The organism is Nitrospirillum karajorum (assembly GCF_036348415.1).
GTDB lineage: Bacteria > Pseudomonadota > Alphaproteobacteria > Azospirillales > Azospirillaceae > Nitrospirillum > Nitrospirillum amazonense_B.
In genome coordinates this window covers 1,229,699-1,246,269 of sequence record NZ_JAZBQB010000003.1, presented here as the reverse complement: position 1 = coordinate 1,246,269, position 16,571 = coordinate 1,229,699, and the positions used below count along the sequence as shown (strand labels likewise).

Sequence of the window (16,571 nt, the reverse complement as noted above, 5' to 3'; positions counted from 1 at the left end):
GCGACTGTGGCGCGGTCAAATTTTCTGTTGCTGTCTACTTGCCTTGAAACCGGTCCCGACACAACGGCGGCCTTCGCCCCAGAGGCTCATCCCTACCGGAATTGTTGTGTCTTTCGATCACCGTATGGGCATGGCGTACATCAGGCCGCCCTGGTTCCACAGGGCGTTCAGGCCCCGGTTCAGGCGCAGCACGGAATTGCGGCCCACATTACGCTCGAACACTTCGCCGTAATTGCCCACCTGGGCGATGATGCGCACCGCCCACTGGTCGTCCAGGCCCAGCGATTTGCCCAGGCCGGCCCCGGTGCGCACGCCCAGCAACCGTTGCACGCCCGGCGCGGCCGAGGCCAGGTTGTCCTGCACGTTGGTCTTGGTGATCCCGCGCTCCTCCGCCTCGATCAGGGCATAGATGGTCCACTTCACGATATCGAACCACTGTTCGTCCCCCTTGCGCACGGCGGGCGCCAGCGGCTCCTTCGAGATCAGCTCGGGCAGAATCAGGTAATCGTCGGCGCTGGTCGTCTGGGCGGCGCGGGTTGCGGCCAGGGCCGAGGCGTCGGTGGTGTAGGCGTCGCAGCGGCCGGCGAAAAAGGCGGCGACCAGTTCCCCCAAATCCTCGATGGCCAGGGGGGTGTACTTCATGCCCGTGGACTGGAAATAATCGGCCAGGTTCACCTCGGTGGTGGTGCCCTGCTGCACGCAGATGGTGGCGCCGTCCAGTTCGCGCACGCTGCGGGCATGAAAGGACCGGCGCACCATGAAGGCCTGGCCGTCGTAATAGACGGGCGGGGCGAATTCCAAGCCCTGCACATCGCGGCTCAGCGTCCAGGTGGTGTTGCGCGACAGCAGGTCGATCTCACCGGCTGCCAGGCTGCTGAAACGCTGCCGGCTGCCCAGGGGGATGAACTGAACCTTGCGGGCGTCCCCCAGCACGGCGGCGGCGACGGCGCGGCAGACATCGACGTCCAGTCCCGACCATTCCCCGTTGCTGTCCGGCGCGCCGAAGCCCGGAAGTCCGGTGTTGACGCCACAGCGCAGGGCACCGCGCTGGCGCACCTGCTCCAGCGTGCCGCCCGCGACGGGGGCCTTGGCCGCCGCCTGCGCCGGGTGCGACGACACGCCGACCGTCAGCGTCAGGCCCAGCAGCAGCGACGCCGCCATGCGTACGCCAAGCCGCCTTATTCCGTACCCCATGCCCCGCCCCATACCATTGCCCGAGTCCCGTGCGGAGAGGGTGGCCTTGCCTCTCAACGGCTTAGTCCCCCTCGCCGTCTGGCGTCCAAGGCGTCGTCGCCGTCGGCCGCAGGATACAAAAGGGCCGGGCGCGCGCCTAGTGCCGAGGGCTCCGCAGACGATGTTTCCGCGCGATGACAACAATAAGGGCGACTGTTTGGACTGATGGAATAAACGCTATATCTGAATGGAAATAGCGGGTCCAGCGAAGTAAAGGCCGCGACCGGGGCGTCGGAACCGGCTGTCACATGGGAATAATCGGGCGATTTCGCAAGGCCACCATTTGGCCGAGTTGGCCATTTCTACACGATCATGGTAAAGCGATGACTTCGGCGGGCGTGGGGTTGCCCGCCGTCCCGCATCCACGCATCCCTGTAGGGGCCGCCTTCGCCATCCGCCGCATCGGGTGGGCTTTGGCCTGGGCCCATGCTTCCCGCCGGATGGCCGTCAGGGGGCGCGGGTGGACCGGGAATTCGCACGACCAGCCCCCAGGATTGGAAGCCATGCCACCCATCAAACTCACCCTCAACGGAAAGCCCTGGTCGGTCGATGCCGATCCCGACATGCCGCTCCTCTGGGCGGTGCGGGAGATCGCGGGCAAGACGGGGTCCAAGTTCGGCTGCGGCGCCGCGCAGTGCGGCGCCTGCACCATGCATGTCGACGGCCAGCCCGTGCGCGCCTGCTCCACCCCCATCGGCTCCATCGCCGGGTCCAAGGTGACCACCATCGAGGGCATCGAGGGCAAGGTGGCCAAGGCGGTGCAGGAGGCTTGGGTCAAACTGGACGTGGTCCAGTGCGGCTATTGCCAGTCGGGCCAGATCATGTCGGCCGTCGCCCTGCTGACCGATAACGCCAAACCCACCGACCAGGACATCGACAGCGCCATGAGCGGCAACCTCTGCCGCTGCTCCACCTATGTCCGCATCCGCGCCGCCATCCACGAGGCGGCCAAGGCGCTGGAGATCTGATCATGCCCGATGGACACATGACCCAAAGCCCCGAAGGCACCTCCCGCCGTCGTTTCCTGCAAGTCACCGGCGGGGCCGGCGTGGGCCTGATGGTGGGCTTCACCTGGACCGGCACCAGCCGCCGGGCCCAGGCCGCCGTGGCCGCCGCCAAGGCTTTCGAGCCCAACGCCTTCATCAAGGTGGCGCCGGACAACACGGTCACAGTGCTGATCAAGCACCTGGAGATGGGACAGGGCGTCTTTACCGGCCTGACCGCCATCGTGGCCGAGGAGATGGACGCCGATTGGGCGCAGATGCGGGCGGAGCACGCCCCCGCCAACGCCAAGCTGTACAACAACACCGCCTTCGGCCCCATCCAGGGGACGGGCGGGTCCACCTCCGTCTATAATTCCTGGACCCAGCTGCGCCAGGCCGGCGCCACGGCCCGCGCCCTGCTGGTGGCCGCCGCCGCCCAGACCTGGGGCGTGCCGGCCTCCGCCATCACCGTGTCCAAGGGCGTGGTGTCCTCCGGCACGCACAAGGCCACCTTTGGTGAGCTGGCCGCGACGGCCGCCGCCCTGCCCGTGCCCGCGGACGTGCCGCTGAAGGACCCCAAGTCCTTCACCCTGGTGGGCACCAAGCTGCCGCGCAAGGACAGCGCGGAGAAGACGACCGGCAAGGCCATCTTCGCCATCGACGTCGTCCAGCCGGGCATGCTGGTGGCGGTGGTGCAGCGTCCGCCGCGCTTTGGCGCCACGGCCCAGACCATCGACGCCAAGGCGGCGAAGGCGGTGAAGGGCGTGGTCGAGGTGGTGGAGATTCCGCGCGGCGTGGCCGTGCTGGCCACCTCCTACTGGGCGGCCCATCAGGGGCGGGAGGCGCTGAAGGTCACCTGGGACGAGTCCAAGGCCGAGAAGCGCGGCACCGACGCCATCATCGCCGACTACAAGGCCCTGCTGCCCAAGCCCGGCCTGCTGGTCACCAAGGAGGGCGATGTCGACGCGGTGAAAGGGGCCACCAAGACCCTGAAGGCGGAATTCACCTTTCCCTACCTGGCTCACGCGCCCATGGAACCGCTGACTTGCGTGGTCAAGCTGGGCAAGGACGGGTGCGAGATCTGGGCGGGCGACCAGTTCCAGACCATCGACCAGGGCAACGCCGCCAAGACCGCCGGCCTGAAGCCGGAACAGGTGACCATCCACACCGTCTATGCCGGTGGCAGCTTCGGCCGCCGCGCCAATGTCGAGTCGGACTACATCGTCGAGGGCGTGGCCATCGCCAAGGCGCTTTCGGATGCCAAGGTGCAGGGCGGCAAGCTGGCCGGGCGGCCGGTGAAGCTGATCTGGTCGCGGGAGGATGACATCCGTGGCGGGCGCTATCGCCCCCTGTACGTCCATGGCATGGAGGCCAAGCTGGGCGCGGACGGCAGCGTGCTGGCCTGGCGCCACCGCATCGTCGGGCAGAGCATCATGGCCGGCGGTCCCTTCGACCAACCGGGCAAGCCCGACGCGACGTCGGTCGAGGGCGCGGCGGAAATCCCCTACACCATCCCCAACCGCCTGGTGGATCTGCACACCACGACCTCGCCCGTGCCGGTGCTGTGGTGGCGGTCGGTGGGGTCCACCCACACCGCCTTCGCCGTGGAAACCTTCCTGGACGAACTGGCGGCGGAGGCCAAGCAGGACCCCGTGGCCTTCCGGCGCGCGCTGATGGAAAAGCACCCGCGCCACCTGGCGGTGCTGAACCTGGCGGTGGAAAAGGCCGATTGGGGCAAGCCCCTGCCCAAGGGCTGGGCGCGGGGCGTGGCGGTGGCGGAAAGCTTCCGCTCCGTCGTCGCCCATGTGGCCGAGGTGTCGCAGGACGACAAGGGCCGCATCAAGGTGGAGCGCGTGGTCTGCGCCGTCGATTGCGGCATCGCCGTCACGCCGGACGTGGTCAAGGCGCAGATGGAGGGCGGCATCGGCTTCGGCCTGGGCGCCGTCATGTTCGGCGCCATCACCATGACCGACGGCGTGGTCGACCAGTCCAACTTCGACAGCTACCGCTGCCTGCGCATCGATGAGATGCCCAAGGTGGAGGTGCACATCGTCCCCAGCGCCAACCCGCCCACCGGCGTGGGCGAGCCGGGCGTGCCGCCCTTGGGGCCGGCGGTGGCCAACGCCATCGCCGCCCTGACCGGCAAGCGCATCCGCGACCTGCCCTTCGCCGGGTCGGTCAGCGTGTGAGTGAAGCGCGACGGTGGCCCTGGCCCGCCACCGTCGCCTTGACGCGCCAAGCAGCGGCAGGAGGCCTGGCCTCGTGCCGCTGTAGGCCGCGACCTTTGTTATGTAAATAGATGGCCGCCGGAAGCTTCCGGGGAACGCAGCGGACAGGAAACTGAGGAAAGCCTAAGGCCCGGATGGGCCTGCCGGCGCCTGAGGAATTAATCCAAAGAATCCGACAGCGGGGTGGACGCGGGAATGTCCTCGGCCACCCGTTGTTCCAGCCGTTCCATCAGTGCCCACAGCTGGGCGCGTTCGGCGTCGGTCAGCACGGACAGCAGTTGTGCTTCCCAGGCCAGGGCCTCCGGCGCCACCTGGGTGTACAGGTCGCGCCCCTTGCGGCTGAACGACAGGCGCAACAGGCGTTGGTCGTGGGGGTGGGGCTGGCGGTCCAGCAGGCCGGCGGCCACCAGCCGGTTCACTGCCCGGCTGACCTTGGCCTTGTCCATGGCCGTCCGCTCCACGATGTCGTTGGACGACAGCGGCTGTTCCTGGCCCAGGGTGGCGAACACCCGCCACTCCGGAATGCTGAGGCCGAAGCGTTCCTGATAGCGCGTGGCCAGCGCCAGGCTGACCTTCTTCGACAGGATGTTCAGGCGATAAGGCAGGAAGCGGTTCAGCCGCAGATCGGGGGGCATGGAGGGACCTATGACCAAGGGGGCCTGTAACAAGAGGCCTGTAACAAGATGGTGGCGGTGGCGCCTGCGGCAGGGGGCCGCTTGACAGGGCAAGCCCACCCAGCCTACTGTAAATACAACGTTTCATTTGAAACGATAAAACCGACCGCTGTCCATCCCGTCATTGGGGTTGCCTTAACGGGCGCCACCCCGGGGATGGAAGACGGGTTGGGAGGAAACAGCCCCGTTCTCTCGTGGTCTCAAGGCGCCGCCATCCCTCGTGGATGTGTCGGTCGCCTTGAGGGCGCCGTTTTTCCTGCCGACCCTGCTGGCCCGCCGGGCTCCGCCTCAAGGTCGCGGCGGCCGTGAAGACGACTGAAGAAGGGCCCCCATGAAGCTGGCTACCCTGAAATCGCTGGACCGGACATTGGATGGCGCCTTGCAGGCCAAGGTGGGCCGTGACGGCATCCTGGTCGTCGTATCCGCCGACCTGGCGCGCTACCGCGCCGTGCCGGGCATCGCCGCCACGCTGCAGCAGGCGCTGGACGACTGGGCGAATGTGGCCCCCCGCCTAGCGGAGGTGGCCGCCGAACTGGACGAGGGCATCGCCCCGTTCGAGGCATTCGATGAGGCCGCCTGCATGGCCCCGCTGCCCCGCGCCTACCAGTGGGCGGACGGCTCGGCCTACGTCAACCATGTGGAACTGGTGCGCAAGGCGCGCGGCGCCGACATGCCGCCCAGCTTCTGGACCGACCCGCTGATGTACCAGGGCGGGTCCGACAGCTTCCTCGGCCCCCGCGATCCCATCCTGATGGCCAACGAGGCCTGGGGCATCGACCTGGAGGGGGAGGTGGCGGTCATCACCGGCGACGTGCCCATGGGCGTGTCGGCGGATGAGGCGCGCGGCCTGATCCGCCTGGTCATGCTGGTCAACGACGTGTCCTTGCGCGGCCTGATCCCAGGGGAATTGGCCAAGGGCTTCGGCTTCTTCCAGTCCAAGCCGTCCAGCGCCTTCGCCCCCGTGGCGGTGACGCCGGACGCGCTGGGCGACGCCTGGCGTGAGGGCAAGCTGCACCTGGACCTGCTGTCCTTCATCAACGGCCACCCCTTCGGCCGGCCCAACGCCGGAGTCGACATGACCTTCGATTTCGGCCAGTTGATCGCGCATGCCGCGCGCACGCGGCCGCTGGTCGCCGGCACCATCATCGGGTCCGGCACCGTGTCCAACAGGGGGCCGGACGGCGGGCCGGGGCTGCCCATCGCCCAGGGCGGCGTGGGCTATTCCTGCCTGGCGGAGGTGCGCACCGTGGAAACCCTGCTGCAGGGCCAGCCCCGCACGCCCTTCCTGCGCTTCGGCGACAGCGTGCGCATCGAGATGCGCGACGCCGCCGGCGCCAGCATCTTCGGCGCCATCGAGCAGACGGTGGCCGAATACCAGCCCCAGCCGGTGGCGCCCGAGCCCGTTCCCGCCCCGGTGCCCTGATAGCCGATCTTCCAAGGACCCGCCTGCCTCATGGCCTTGCTGACGCTCTACACCTACTTCCGCTCCTCCGCTGCCTATCGCGTGCGCATCGCCCTGAACCTGAAGGGTCTGACGGCCGAGCAGGTGCCGGTGCACCTGCTGCGCGATGGCGGGGAGCAGTTGAAGCCCGACTACCTGGCGCTGAACCCGCAAGGCCAGTTGCCGACGCTGGCGGTGACGGACGACTCAAGGTTCCACCTGCTGACCCAGTCGCTGGCCATCGTGGAATACCTGGACGAGGTGCATCCCATCCCGCCCCTGCTGCCGGCCGACCCCATCCTGCGGGCCCAGGCCCGCGCCGTGGCGCTGGCCATCGCCTGCGACATCCACCCCCTCAACAATCTGCGAGTCCAGAAATACCTGAAGGGGGAGATGGGCGTGGATGAGGAACGCGCCGGCCGCTGGGTGCGCCACTGGATGGAAACCGGCCTGGCGGCGGTGGAGGCGATGGTGAGGCCCCATGCGGGGCGCTTCTGCGTCGGCGACACGCCCGGCCTGGCGGACCTGACCCTGGTGCCGCAGATGTTCAACGCCCGGCGCTTCAACGCCGACCTGTCCGCCTGCCCCACCCTGGTGGCCATCGACGCCGCCGCCCGCGATCTGCCCGCCTTCGCGGATGCGGCGCCGGAGCGGCAGGGGGACGCGCCGCCAATTTAATTAGGTCGTAAGAAGATCAGGTAATGCTCTTCTTTAATGGCACTGCGTTTTGTCTGGATAAGGAACATTCCAGACGCGCGCCGTCGTGAGGGGCTGCGTGATATGTGGAAACTCCGTTAATTTGGCGGTCGCTTCTTCACGGTGGGAGGGTACGGTCTGGATTGGAGGGCCGTTTAATGCTGAGTGTATATTTCCGACGTACGAGACCATTCCAGCCTGAATTTCGAATTTTATTGTACCTAGACACAGTCTATCGATTTTTGTTATGACTGGATGGGTCACGGCATAGTCAAATACGTAATATCCAGGCTCTACTTCGACAACGTAATATTCAGAAGGATTTTTTCTTTCGTAGGGGTTTCCGTTCGATATTGAAAATACTCGGCCATCGAATTTTCCGTTTCTATCCACGCCGTGAAAATATATCTGTATGCCGGCAGTATAATAATTGTCTAGCCCTTCCCAGCCCAGAACCATAATTCCATTTTTGCTATTGGCGTTAAAATTAATATCCTTATTTGCCTCGCCGGTAGCGCAACCTGTTAGCATAAACAGAGCCAAAGCCGGCGATAATAGAGCGCAAATATTCTCTAGTTTCATTGTAACCGTTCCTCAAAAAAGCAATAATTTAAAAAATATAAGTCTCGGCGTAAAAACTGTCGAGTTCAAATATACCTTATCGCAAGCTTCTGCTCGCCTGGCGCGCTATGGCAGGGCATGATGGCGCACCCTTGGCTGACACGGGCCCCGCCCCATGGCGTTTGATCCCATGCCCTTCGACCTGGCGCCGCTGGACCTTCTGGCCCTCCTCACCTTCTTCGGTTTGTGGGGCGGCTATAACGTCATCTTCCGCCTGCCGGGCGCGCCGGCCAGCCTGAACCTGCACATGCGCACGGTGCGCGAGGTGTGGATGCGCAACATGCAGGCGCGCGATACCCGCCTGCTGGACGGCCAGTTGCTGGGCCATTTGATCCAGAGCGTGTCCTTCTTCGCCTCCACCACCGTGCTGCTGATCGCCGGCGACCTCAGCGCCCTGGTGAATGCCGACCGGCTGGCGGCCCTGGTGGACAAGATGCACGTGGCCAGCACCGCGTCCGGCGCCCTGATCGAGGTGAAGCTGTTCCTGCTGTTGGGCGTGCTGGTCTACGCCTTCTTCCAGTTCACCTGGGCGGTGCGGCAGTACAACTATACCTGCGCCCTGATCGGCGCCATGCCCGACGCCACCAACCATCCGCCCAGCGTGGACGTGGAAGAGGCGGCGGACGCGGCGGCGGCCCTCTTGTCCCTGGCGGTGCAGAGCTTCAACGCCGGGGTGCGGGCCTATTATTTCGGCTTCGCGGCCCTGGGCTGGTTCGTCCACCCCCTGGCCTTCATGGCCTCCACCGCCCTGGTGATCGTGGTGCTGGTCCGCCGCCACTTCCACTCCCGCGCCTTCCACGCCGTGCGCCGCTTCGGCACAGCGGTGCGGATGGTGCTGCCCGAACGCACCCGGCCCCTGCCGCCCGAAGGGGGCTGAGGGTGATGAAAGACGATTTCCTGACCCTGACCCAAATGGACAGCGGGGTTCATTACCTGGATGACAGCGACGAATGGGTGTTCTTTCACTGGCTGGCCAGCATCACTTGTGTGGGGAAGTTCTTCGGTGACGGCGCGCGCGGCCTTGTCGTCCAACTCAGGCACGCACCGGACGACGATGAACTGATGCATCTGCTCGCTTTATGCCATCGCTACGGTGTCAAGGCGCGGCAATTGGCCAGGTTCGAGACGGATGCCAACCGTGAATGGCTCCGCCGGTCCACAGCTTGGTGGTATGCGGGGCTATTCGGGGATGCCGGTTAGCGCCAGACCCTACTCCACCTCTTCGCTATAGGCGTGCCGGCCGCCGCGTGGATCGGTGACGGTCCAGCCGCCTTCGCCGTCGGGGGCCAGGTAGTCGGCGGTCAGGGGCACCTTGCCGTGGCCGCCGGGGATGTCCAGCACATAGGTGGGCTGGCACAGGCCGGAGACATCGCCGCGCAACTCGCGCATCAGGGCGCGGCCACGCTGGATCGTCGTGCGGAAATGGGCCGTCCCCTTGGCCAAATCCCCCTGGTGCAGGTAATGCGGCTTCACCCGCGCCTGGACCAGGGCGCGGAAGGTGCGGGTCAGGGTGTCCGCGTCGTCGTTGACGCCCTTCAGCAGCACGGTCTGCGACAGCAGCGGGATGCCGGCGTCGACCAGGCGGGCGATGGCGCCGCGCGCGGCGTCGTTCAGCTCGCGCCAGTGGTTGGCGTGCAGCATCAGCCAGCTGGCGATGCGCTTGCCCTTCAGGGCCGCCACCAGTTCCGGCGTCACGCGGTCGGGGTCCACCACCGGCACGCGGGTGTGGAAACGGACGATGCCGACATGGGGGATGGCGTCCAGGCGGGTGACGATCTCGGCCAGGCGGCGGGGGGACAGGACCAGGGGGTCGCCCCCGGTCAGGATGACCTCCCACACCTCCTCGTGTTCGGCGATATAGGCCAGGGCGGCGTCCAGCTCCGCCCCGTCCAGGGTTTCGCTGCCCGGGCCCACCATCTCCCGCCGGAAGCAGAAGCGGCAATAGACCGGGCAGACGTTGGCGGCCTTCAGCAGCACGCGGTCGCGGTAGCGGTGGACGATGCCCTTCACCGGGCTGTGCGGCCCATCGCCGATGGGGTCGGCCAGTTCGCCGGGGGTGGTCTCCAGCTCCTCCCCCGCCGGGATGAACTGGCGGGCCACGGGGTCGTTCGGGTCGGTGGGGTCGATCAGGCCGGCCATCTGGTCGGTGACCGACACGGCGAAGCTGGCCGCCACCTGTTCCAGCACGGGCAGGGCGGCGGGCTCGGCCAAGCCGGCCTCGACCAAGCCATCCGGCGTGCGGATGGGGGCCTTGCGCGGGGCGAGCTGGCGAACGGCGATGCCCATGGGGCCTCTCCCTGGCGATGCGTGGAACGACGGAATCAGGGGTTTAGATCGACCTTGGGCGCCCCCTCGTCAAGCGGCCCGCCCGCATGGGCCCCCCGCATCGGCGTTGGCGCGCGCGCCGCGCTTGGGGCACACTGCCCGCCAACGCGGGGCGACCAGTGGGACGGGGGAAGGGCGATGGGGCTGAAACGGGCCGCGATGGCGGCGCTGCTGATGGGGCTTGTGATGACGGACGCGACCGCCGCTGAGAAGAAGACCGCCGCCTATGGCACCTGGGCCTCGCCCATCACCGCCCAGCGGCTGGCCGGCAGCGAGGTGCGCCTGGGCGACCTGACGGTGGACGGCGGCGTGCCCTATTGGCTGGAAAGCCGCCCGGCCGAGAAGGGCCGCTACGCCGTGGTGACGCCCGATGGCGCCGGCGGCATCCGCGAGCTGACGGGGCCGGCGGTGAACGCCCGCACCCGGGTCCATGAATATGGCGGCGGCGCCCTGCTGGCCGTTGGCGGTCGCCTATACTTCAGCAACTTCGCCGACCAGCGCCTGTACACCCTGCCCGTGGCCGGCGGCGCGCCGCAGCCGCTGACACCGGAGGGCTACCGCTACGCCGACTGTGTGGCCGGCGCGCCCGGCCACCTTTATTGCGTGCGCGAGGATCACACGGCCCCCGGGGAAGCGAAAAACGCGATCGTGTCGCTGGCGGTGGACCAGCCGGGCGATGCCGGCACCGTGCTGTTCGGCGCCAGCGATTTCGTGGCCTACCCCCGCCCCAGCCCGGATGGCAAGCGGCTGGCCTGGATCGCCTGGTCCCACCCCAACATGCCGTGGGACACCACCACGCTGTACGTGGCCGATGTCACGCCCCAGGGCCTGGGCAGCCCCACGGTGGTGGCCGGCGGGCATGAGGAATCGGTGCTGGAGCCACAGTGGGATGCCGACGGCACCCTCTACTTCATCTCCGACCGCAGCGATTGGTGGAACCTCTACGCTTGGCGGGATGGCGCCACGCGCGCCGTCTCGGCGCGAGCGGCGGAGTTCGGCGGCCCCCTGTGGAACCTGGGCCTCACCACCTATGCCCTGACGGGCCGTGGCCAGGCGGTGGCGCGCTACAGCAGCCAGGGACTGGACCGGCTGGCGGTGATCGACCTGAAGACGGGGACGGCGCGCGACCTGGACCTGCCCGTCGTCGGCATCACCGGCGTGCGGCTGCTGGGCCCTGACCAGGCGGTCATGATCGCCAGCTTCGCCGACGCCACCCCGGCGGTGGTGACGGTCGACCTGGCCACCGGCACCCATGCCGTGCTGCGCCGCCCGGCGCCGGAAAGCCTGGAGGCCAGCCTGGTGTCCCGCGCGCGGCCCATCGAGTTCCCCACGGCGCCCGGTCCAGATGGCCAGGCGCGCACGGCTCACGCCTTCTACTACGCCCCCACCAATCCCGCCTTCCGGGCCCCGGCGGTGGAAAAGCCGCCCCTGCTGGTCAAGGTGCACGGCGGCCCCACCGCCGCCGCCCGGCCTTCCTTGGACATGAGCATCCAGTATTGGACCAGCCGGGGCTTCGCCGTGGTGGACGTGAACTATGGCGGCAGCACCGGCTATGGCCGCGCCTATCGCAACCGTCTGCGCGGCACCTGGGGCATCACCGACGTGCAGGACGCCACCGCGGTGGTGGCCTATCTGGACAAGACCGGCCTGGCGGATGCCAACCGCGCCGCCATCCGGGGCGGCAGCGCCGGCGGCTACACCACCCTGGCGGCCCTGGCCTTCACGCATGTGTTCAAGGCCGGCGCCAATTACTACGGCGTGTCGGACATGGAGGCCCTGGCCAAGGACACCCACAAGTTCGAAAGTCGCTACCTGGACAGCCTGGTGGCCCCCTATCCGGCGGGCAAGGCCGTCTATGACGCCCGCAGCCCCTTGCGACACCTGGACGGCTTCTCCGCCCCGCTCATCACCTTCCAGGGGTCGGAGGACGCGGTGGTTCCTCCCGCCCAGTCGCGCAGCATCGTCAACGCGCTGAAGGCCAAGGGGGTGCCCGTCGCCTATATCGAATTCGAGGGCGAGCAGCACGGCTTCCGCAAGGCCGACAGCATCATCCGCGCGCAGGAGGCGGAGCTGTACTTTTACGGCCGCATCTTCGGCTTCACGCCGGCGGACACCCTGCCGGGGGTGGCGATCGATAATCTGAAGTGAGCGGGAAAGGGCGGGCGTAAACGCCCGCCCGTCGACGGCGGCCTTATTTTTTCCTGCAGCCATTGTTGCGCCGGAATTTCGACCGATCCTCATAGGGCAGGTTCGGATTTCGGAGCGATGCCTCATGCCGTTCGTGGCCATCGGCTATACCGCCAATCCCAAGGCGCCCGTTGGGAAATGGGTTTGTACCCGCACATCGGCGCTGGGGCCCTATGATAATAAGCCGCCCGAAGAAACGCGGCACTCGCCGGATTTCTGCGGGCAGTGCGTTTCTTTCGTCACTCAAGTTTGCCCTTCATTGCCCGTCAGCACGGCGCTCTGGCGAAAGGGGGCGGCCGTCAAGAACAACGCGACCATCCTTCCCGGCACCGTGATCGCGACCTTTGATGACCAAGGCCGCTACTACGGGCACGCGGCGATCTATGAGCGGCAGGATGGTCGGGGAATTTATGTTTATGATCAATGGATTACCGGGCATATCCCCCAGCCAGTCGCACCTAGAGGCATCCGCTGGGACGGTCACGGCATCTCGAACAGAGGAGATGGTTTCTTTGTCGTTGAACCGTGATGTTATGAAGCGGCTCTTGCTGATCTCCGCCGCCAGTTTTGGCATAGCAAATGCCGCCTGCGCTGCTCCGCCGGACGTTTGCCCAGCGCGACCTGGCGATAAGGTTAAAAGCCTCAACGTGTTCGACGGCAAGCCAGAGGACATGTTCAACCTTGCCCCAGATGACGAAGGGGCGGGGCAGGACACTTTCACAGTTGGTGAAATCTACAAGGCTGGGCGGATGGTAACTATCCGCTGCATATACACCAGCGGTACCGTCACCGATGTGGAACTTAAAGACAAGGTTGAGCAGTGCAAGGCGTCTGAAAAGAAGTCAGGTGAAGTGACAATAAGCTGTCACTGATCAAGGCAACCGCGCTCAGGGCGGGCACGGTTTTGGGGCAACTGCTGGTGCGACAACGGGTCAGATAGTGATCGGCGCCGACATCGAGTTCGAGGGGGAGCCGTATGGCTTCCACAAGGCCGACATCATCGCCATATCCGCACGCCGGAGGCGGAGCTGTTCGCATCTTCGGCTTCACGCAGGCGGACGCGTTGCCGGGGGTGGCGATTGATAATCTGAAGTGAGGGGGCGACGGGCGGGTGGAGGCGTCCGTCCTGCGACAGCAGTCAATTTTTTTCCCCCACAGCCATTGCCGCGCCGGAAATTCGACCGATCCTCATAGGGCAAATTCGGATTTCGGAGCGACGCCTCATGCCGTTCGTGGCCATCGGCTATACCGCCAATCCCAAGGCGCCCGTTGGGAAATGGGTTTGTACCCGCACCTCGGCGCTAGGGCCCTATGACACGCCACCTCCTGACGATACCCGACACAACCCGGATTATTGTGGGCAGTGCGTTTCCTATGTGACGCAGGTATGCCCTTCCCTCCCGGTAAGAACAGGGCTGTGGAGAAGAGGTGACCGCGTAAAGGAAAACAAGAATATTGTTGCGGGAACCGTGATAGCGACATTCGATTCGAATGGCCATTATGATGGGCATGCCGCTATTTACGATCATCAAACCGATGATGGAATTTATGTATATGATCAATGGATCACCGGTACTGCTCCTCAAGCGGTTTCGCTTCGGCTTATTTTGTGGCAGGGACGAGGCGTCTCAAATACCGGCAATAAGTTCTTTATCGTCGAGCACTGATATGGCCCGAATATCCTTACTTCCATTACTTGTTGGCTTGATATCGTCGGGCTCGGCGTCTGCGGCGACGCCAAGCGTTTGTCCCGTTCACGATAGCGATCCCGTTAAATATATCAGCGTGTACAATGGAAAACCCGAGGATTTGATAAATCTCGCGCCTGATGATGAAACCGGTAAAAATCCAAAGCAGGACAAGTTCACGCTGGACTATATCTACAAAGATGGCCGAGTGGCCACCATCCGATGCAAGTACGCGAGTGGCGCCGTCACGGATGTGGAGCTGAAAGATCCGGTTAAACAGTGCACGGCGTCGAGAGGGAAGTCTGGCGAGGTTACAGTTCAGTGCCGCTAAGGTCACACCGCGCATACGGTCCATTGATAAAAGCCGCACTAACTCTGCTGCTCTACGGTTCTTTTAAACAAGAGGCATTCGCGGCACCGCGGGAAATTTGCCCCGCTCGCCCGGCCGATCTTGTCAAAAACATCTACATATTCAATGGAAAGCCAGAAGAAGAAATATTCCTGGCGCCCGATGACAACAGGGCCGGGGGCGGAACCTATTCCGTCGGATATGTTTATAAAATGGGAAGGACTATCAATATCCGTTGCACATACGCCAGCGGTACCGTCACCGATGTGGAACTGAAGGATAAGGTCGACCGCTGCGTGGTCACCGAGAAGAAGCCCACTGAACTGTCGGTACGCTGCCACTGAAATCTTCTTTATCAGCGCCTTGCAGCCTACCCTTATCCTGTTCGCGGGTCGCTTACAGCATCACGGATCGCGGCGCGAATTGCTGCGGATGCATCCTGATTTCGGACGCCAGGCCGTCCAAGTAGGCGCTGTCGGCTAGGGCCCGCGCCGCCTCTACCGCCGTCAGCGGAATGTTCAGTTCATACATGCCGACCCCGCCACACAGCACCGACAGCACATGGCCGGTGCCGGTTTCATACAGGATGTAGGTCCACGCCTTCTCAGCGACCTTGCGGGGCATCATCACCTGCATCCCTGGGCAGCCGGCCTCCCGGTTAGCGCACGCATCGGCCTAGTTCCTTGATGAAGGGGGCGTAGGTGGCCGCCTGGGGGCGGGATAGGTGAGCCGCGCGGTGATGACCGTGTCGCCCTTGAACAGCGTGCGCTGGTAGACGATGCGATCCGCGTGCTTGCCCACGGTACCGGCGCCGGACACGACGAACCAAGACTGTTTCAGTGCGGTGTAGCGGATGTCGAAACCATCCTTTTTAAGATCGGCCACCGCCTCGTCCAGTCCCTGCCTGGGTGTCATGTTCCTGATGTTGTATGCGCCGAAAGCCAGCAGTTCCCCGCCCCCGGCAGCCTTGAACGCCCGGCCGTCGCCATTGTCTGCCTCCCGCTGTGCTGTGAAGGCGCGGGGATAACAGATCGTATAATCGAACCGTGCGTTGGTGTAGCTATCGTACCCGTCCGCTGCCGTGGCACCGCCCGTGGCCAAGCTCGCGGCCCAGGCCATGATCATCCCCACCAACGCACCCCGCGCCCCATCCCTTGCCATGCCGCGAAATTCCTTTTGGGCTTTCAGCTTCGACGGTCAAGTAGATGGCGATGGTCAGACGTCAAGCGACCTTGGTCATGCGCCCGAAAATTCCCAACAAAGTCCCAGCGGCCAGGGCCAGTGGCGCTGGCAAGCCAACAACTTAGGAGTTCTGCTGGTGTCTGGGATTAATGGTGTCCCCGGCGGGATTCGAACCCACGGCCCCAGGATTAGGAATCCTGTGCTCTATCCTGCTGAGCTACGGAGACGCCGGGGCGGTTTATAGCAGGTTTGGGCGGCTTGCACAGCCCCGGGGCACGCAAGGCACGGGTGCTGGTATCGGCTCAGCCCACCAGCAGGCTGACGATCAGGACCTCATCCACCAGGGGCTTGCCCACGGCCTCGTTGGCCACCTGCATGATGCGGCCCTTCAGGGCCTGGATGTCGGCGGTGTTCAGGCGGTTGCGGGCCACATGGTCGACGGTCAGGGCCTCGGTCAGCTCCCCGTTGATGCGGGGCTTGAGGTTGGTGACCAGGTCCACGTCCTCGTTCAGATGCTTGCTCATGCGCACGACCAGCATCACTTGCAGACGGACGTAGGAAAAACGGTCCCGGCCCGGCAGCAGCATGGGGCTCATCTTGATCTTGCGCATCACCTCCGGGTCTTCCGACTTTTGGCCGCCACCGCCCTCGCCCGCCATGGCCGCGTGCGGCAGCGCCGCCGTCAGCGCCAGCAAGGCGCCGGCCAACAGCGCGCGCAGGCGGCCGAGGCGGCGCTCACGGGGCAGGCGTTGGGCGGGGCGGATCATCGCGGGTGGAATCCTGGGACCAGCAATCGGTCTGCTTGGGTGACCGCCGGGGCGGCATCGGTTCTGCGCATTCGTTTGGCGCAACGGTTCAAGATCGAAAACCAGGCGCAAAATTTAGTCTAGCACGGCTGTACGAAAGTAAAGCCTGAGCCTGTTGTGCGACTGGCATGCGGATACTAGAGGCCTTTCCTTAAGGC

At 65.3% G+C, this 16,571-nt stretch carries 19 protein-coding genes and 1 tRNA gene; 12 read left to right on the top strand and 8 right to left on the bottom strand.

Annotation, left to right across the window (positions count from 1 at the left end; translation table 11 throughout):
* Positions 1 to 117 precede the first annotated feature (117 nt).
* Positions 118 to 1,161 carry an amino acid ABC transporter substrate-binding protein gene (locus UCD39_RS19430; protein WP_330497477.1) on the bottom strand — a complete coding sequence of 348 codons (1,044 nt, stop codon included), beginning with the start codon at positions 1,159 to 1,161 and terminating at the stop codon, positions 118 to 120.
* 575 nt (positions 1,162 to 1,736) lie between these two features.
* On the opposite strand from UCD39_RS19430, the gene UCD39_RS19425 reads away from it, so the two are divergent.
* Together UCD39_RS19425 and UCD39_RS19420 are read left to right on the top strand one after the other, a co-directional pair.
* Positions 1,737 to 2,201, top strand: coding sequence for a (2Fe-2S)-binding protein (locus UCD39_RS19425; protein WP_330497476.1), 465 nt, complete (start codon positions 1,737 to 1,739; stop codon positions 2,199 to 2,201).
* A 2-nt stretch (positions 2,202 to 2,203) separates the two neighbouring features.
* On the top strand, positions 2,204 to 4,405 hold the full coding sequence (locus UCD39_RS19420; RefSeq protein WP_330497475.1) for a xanthine dehydrogenase family protein molybdopterin-binding subunit: 2,202 nt from the start codon (positions 2,204 to 2,206) through the stop codon (positions 4,403 to 4,405).
* Positions 4,406 to 4,602: 197 nt separating this feature from the next.
* Here the strand turns inward: UCD39_RS19420 and UCD39_RS19415 are convergent, their stop codons facing one another.
* The gene (locus tag UCD39_RS19415) at positions 4,603 to 5,079 is read right to left on the bottom strand and encodes a MarR family winged helix-turn-helix transcriptional regulator (RefSeq protein WP_330497474.1); all 477 of its coding nucleotides are present in this window, start codon (positions 5,077 to 5,079) and stop codon (positions 4,603 to 4,605) included.
* A gap of 370 nt (positions 5,080 to 5,449) precedes the next feature.
* Here UCD39_RS19415 and UCD39_RS19410 point away from each other — a divergent pair, with 370 nt between their 5' ends.
* Positions 5,450 to 6,541, top strand: coding sequence for a fumarylacetoacetate hydrolase family protein (locus UCD39_RS19410; protein WP_330497473.1), 1,092 nt, complete (start codon positions 5,450 to 5,452; stop codon positions 6,539 to 6,541).
* Positions 6,542 to 6,571: 30 nt separating this feature from the next.
* Positions 6,572 to 7,237 carry a maleylacetoacetate isomerase gene (gene maiA / locus UCD39_RS19405; protein WP_330497472.1) on the top strand — a complete coding sequence of 222 codons (666 nt, stop codon included), beginning with the start codon at positions 6,572 to 6,574 and terminating at the stop codon, positions 7,235 to 7,237.
* Between the two features lie 33 nt (positions 7,238 to 7,270).
* Here maiA and UCD39_RS19400 read toward each other — a convergent pair whose 3' ends face one another.
* On the bottom strand, positions 7,271 to 7,837 hold the full coding sequence (locus UCD39_RS19400) for a hypothetical protein (protein WP_330497471.1): 567 nt from the start codon (positions 7,835 to 7,837) through the stop codon (positions 7,271 to 7,273).
* Between the two features lie 154 nt (positions 7,838 to 7,991).
* Between UCD39_RS19400 and UCD39_RS19395 the strand changes: the two genes are divergently transcribed.
* Together UCD39_RS19395 and UCD39_RS19390 are read left to right on the top strand one after the other, a co-directional pair.
* Positions 7,992 to 8,753, top strand: coding sequence for a DUF599 domain-containing protein (locus UCD39_RS19395; protein ID WP_330497470.1), 762 nt, complete (start codon positions 7,992 to 7,994; stop codon positions 8,751 to 8,753).
* Between the two features lie 5 nt (positions 8,754 to 8,758).
* A complete protein-coding gene (locus UCD39_RS19390) occupies positions 8,759 to 9,076 on the top strand; it encodes a hypothetical protein (protein WP_330497469.1) in 318 nt (105 codons plus the stop codon).
* 9 nt (positions 9,077 to 9,085) lie between these two features.
* Here the strand turns inward: UCD39_RS19390 and UCD39_RS19385 are convergent, their stop codons facing one another.
* On the bottom strand, positions 9,086 to 10,162 hold the full coding sequence (locus UCD39_RS19385; protein WP_330497468.1) for a lysine-2,3-aminomutase-like protein: 1,077 nt from the start codon (positions 10,160 to 10,162) through the stop codon (positions 9,086 to 9,088).
* A 177-nt stretch (positions 10,163 to 10,339) separates the two neighbouring features.
* On the opposite strand from UCD39_RS19385, the gene UCD39_RS19380 reads away from it, so the two are divergent.
* The 6 genes from UCD39_RS19380 to UCD39_RS19360 all read left to right on the top strand — a co-directional run bounded on the left by UCD39_RS19380 (position 10,340) and on the right by UCD39_RS19360 (position 14,769).
* Positions 10,340 to 12,349: a S9 family peptidase gene (locus UCD39_RS19380; RefSeq protein ID WP_330497467.1), complete on the top strand. Its 2,010-nt coding sequence runs from the start codon at positions 10,340 to 10,342 to the stop codon at positions 12,347 to 12,349.
* Between the two features lie 124 nt (positions 12,350 to 12,473).
* Positions 12,474 to 12,917: a BPSL0067 family protein gene (locus tag UCD39_RS19375; protein ID WP_330497466.1), complete on the top strand. Its 444-nt coding sequence runs from the start codon at positions 12,474 to 12,476 to the stop codon at positions 12,915 to 12,917.
* Positions 12,918 to 12,933: 16 nt separating this feature from the next.
* Entirely contained in the window at positions 12,934 to 13,260 is a 327-nt protein-coding gene (locus tag UCD39_RS19370) for an STY0301 family protein (protein WP_330497465.1), read from the top strand.
* Between the two features lie 351 nt (positions 13,261 to 13,611).
* Positions 13,612 to 14,055: a BPSL0067 family protein gene (locus tag UCD39_RS19365; RefSeq protein ID WP_330497464.1), complete on the top strand. Its 444-nt coding sequence runs from the start codon at positions 13,612 to 13,614 to the stop codon at positions 14,053 to 14,055.
* Positions 13,937 to 14,407: an STY0301 family protein gene (locus tag UCD39_RS28570; RefSeq protein ID WP_442943677.1), complete on the top strand. Its 471-nt coding sequence runs from the start codon at positions 13,937 to 13,939 to the stop codon at positions 14,405 to 14,407. Before UCD39_RS19365 ends, UCD39_RS28570 begins: the two co-directional genes overlap by 119 nt.
* Complete coding sequence (locus tag UCD39_RS19360; protein ID WP_330497463.1) at positions 14,356 to 14,769, top strand: STY0301 family protein; 414 nt, start codon at positions 14,356 to 14,358, stop codon at positions 14,767 to 14,769. Before UCD39_RS28570 ends, UCD39_RS19360 begins: the two co-directional genes overlap by 52 nt.
* Positions 14,770 to 14,821: 52 nt before the next feature.
* Here UCD39_RS19360 and UCD39_RS19355 read toward each other — a convergent pair whose 3' ends face one another.
* The 4 genes from UCD39_RS19355 to UCD39_RS19340 form a co-directional block, all read right to left on the bottom strand.
* Entirely contained in the window at positions 14,822 to 15,052 is a 231-nt protein-coding gene (locus UCD39_RS19355; RefSeq protein ID WP_330497462.1) for a hypothetical protein, read from the bottom strand.
* A gap of 48 nt (positions 15,053 to 15,100) precedes the next feature.
* On the bottom strand, positions 15,101 to 15,544 hold the full coding sequence (locus UCD39_RS19350) for a hypothetical protein (protein WP_330497461.1): 444 nt from the start codon (positions 15,542 to 15,544) through the stop codon (positions 15,101 to 15,103).
* A 213-nt stretch (positions 15,545 to 15,757) separates the two neighbouring features.
* Positions 15,758 to 15,834, bottom strand: a tRNA-Arg gene (locus UCD39_RS19345).
* A 75-nt stretch (positions 15,835 to 15,909) separates the two neighbouring features.
* Entirely contained in the window at positions 15,910 to 16,374 is a 465-nt protein-coding gene (locus tag UCD39_RS19340; RefSeq protein ID WP_145733089.1) for a hypothetical protein, read from the bottom strand.
* Between the last annotated feature and the right edge of the window lie 197 nt (positions 16,375 to 16,571).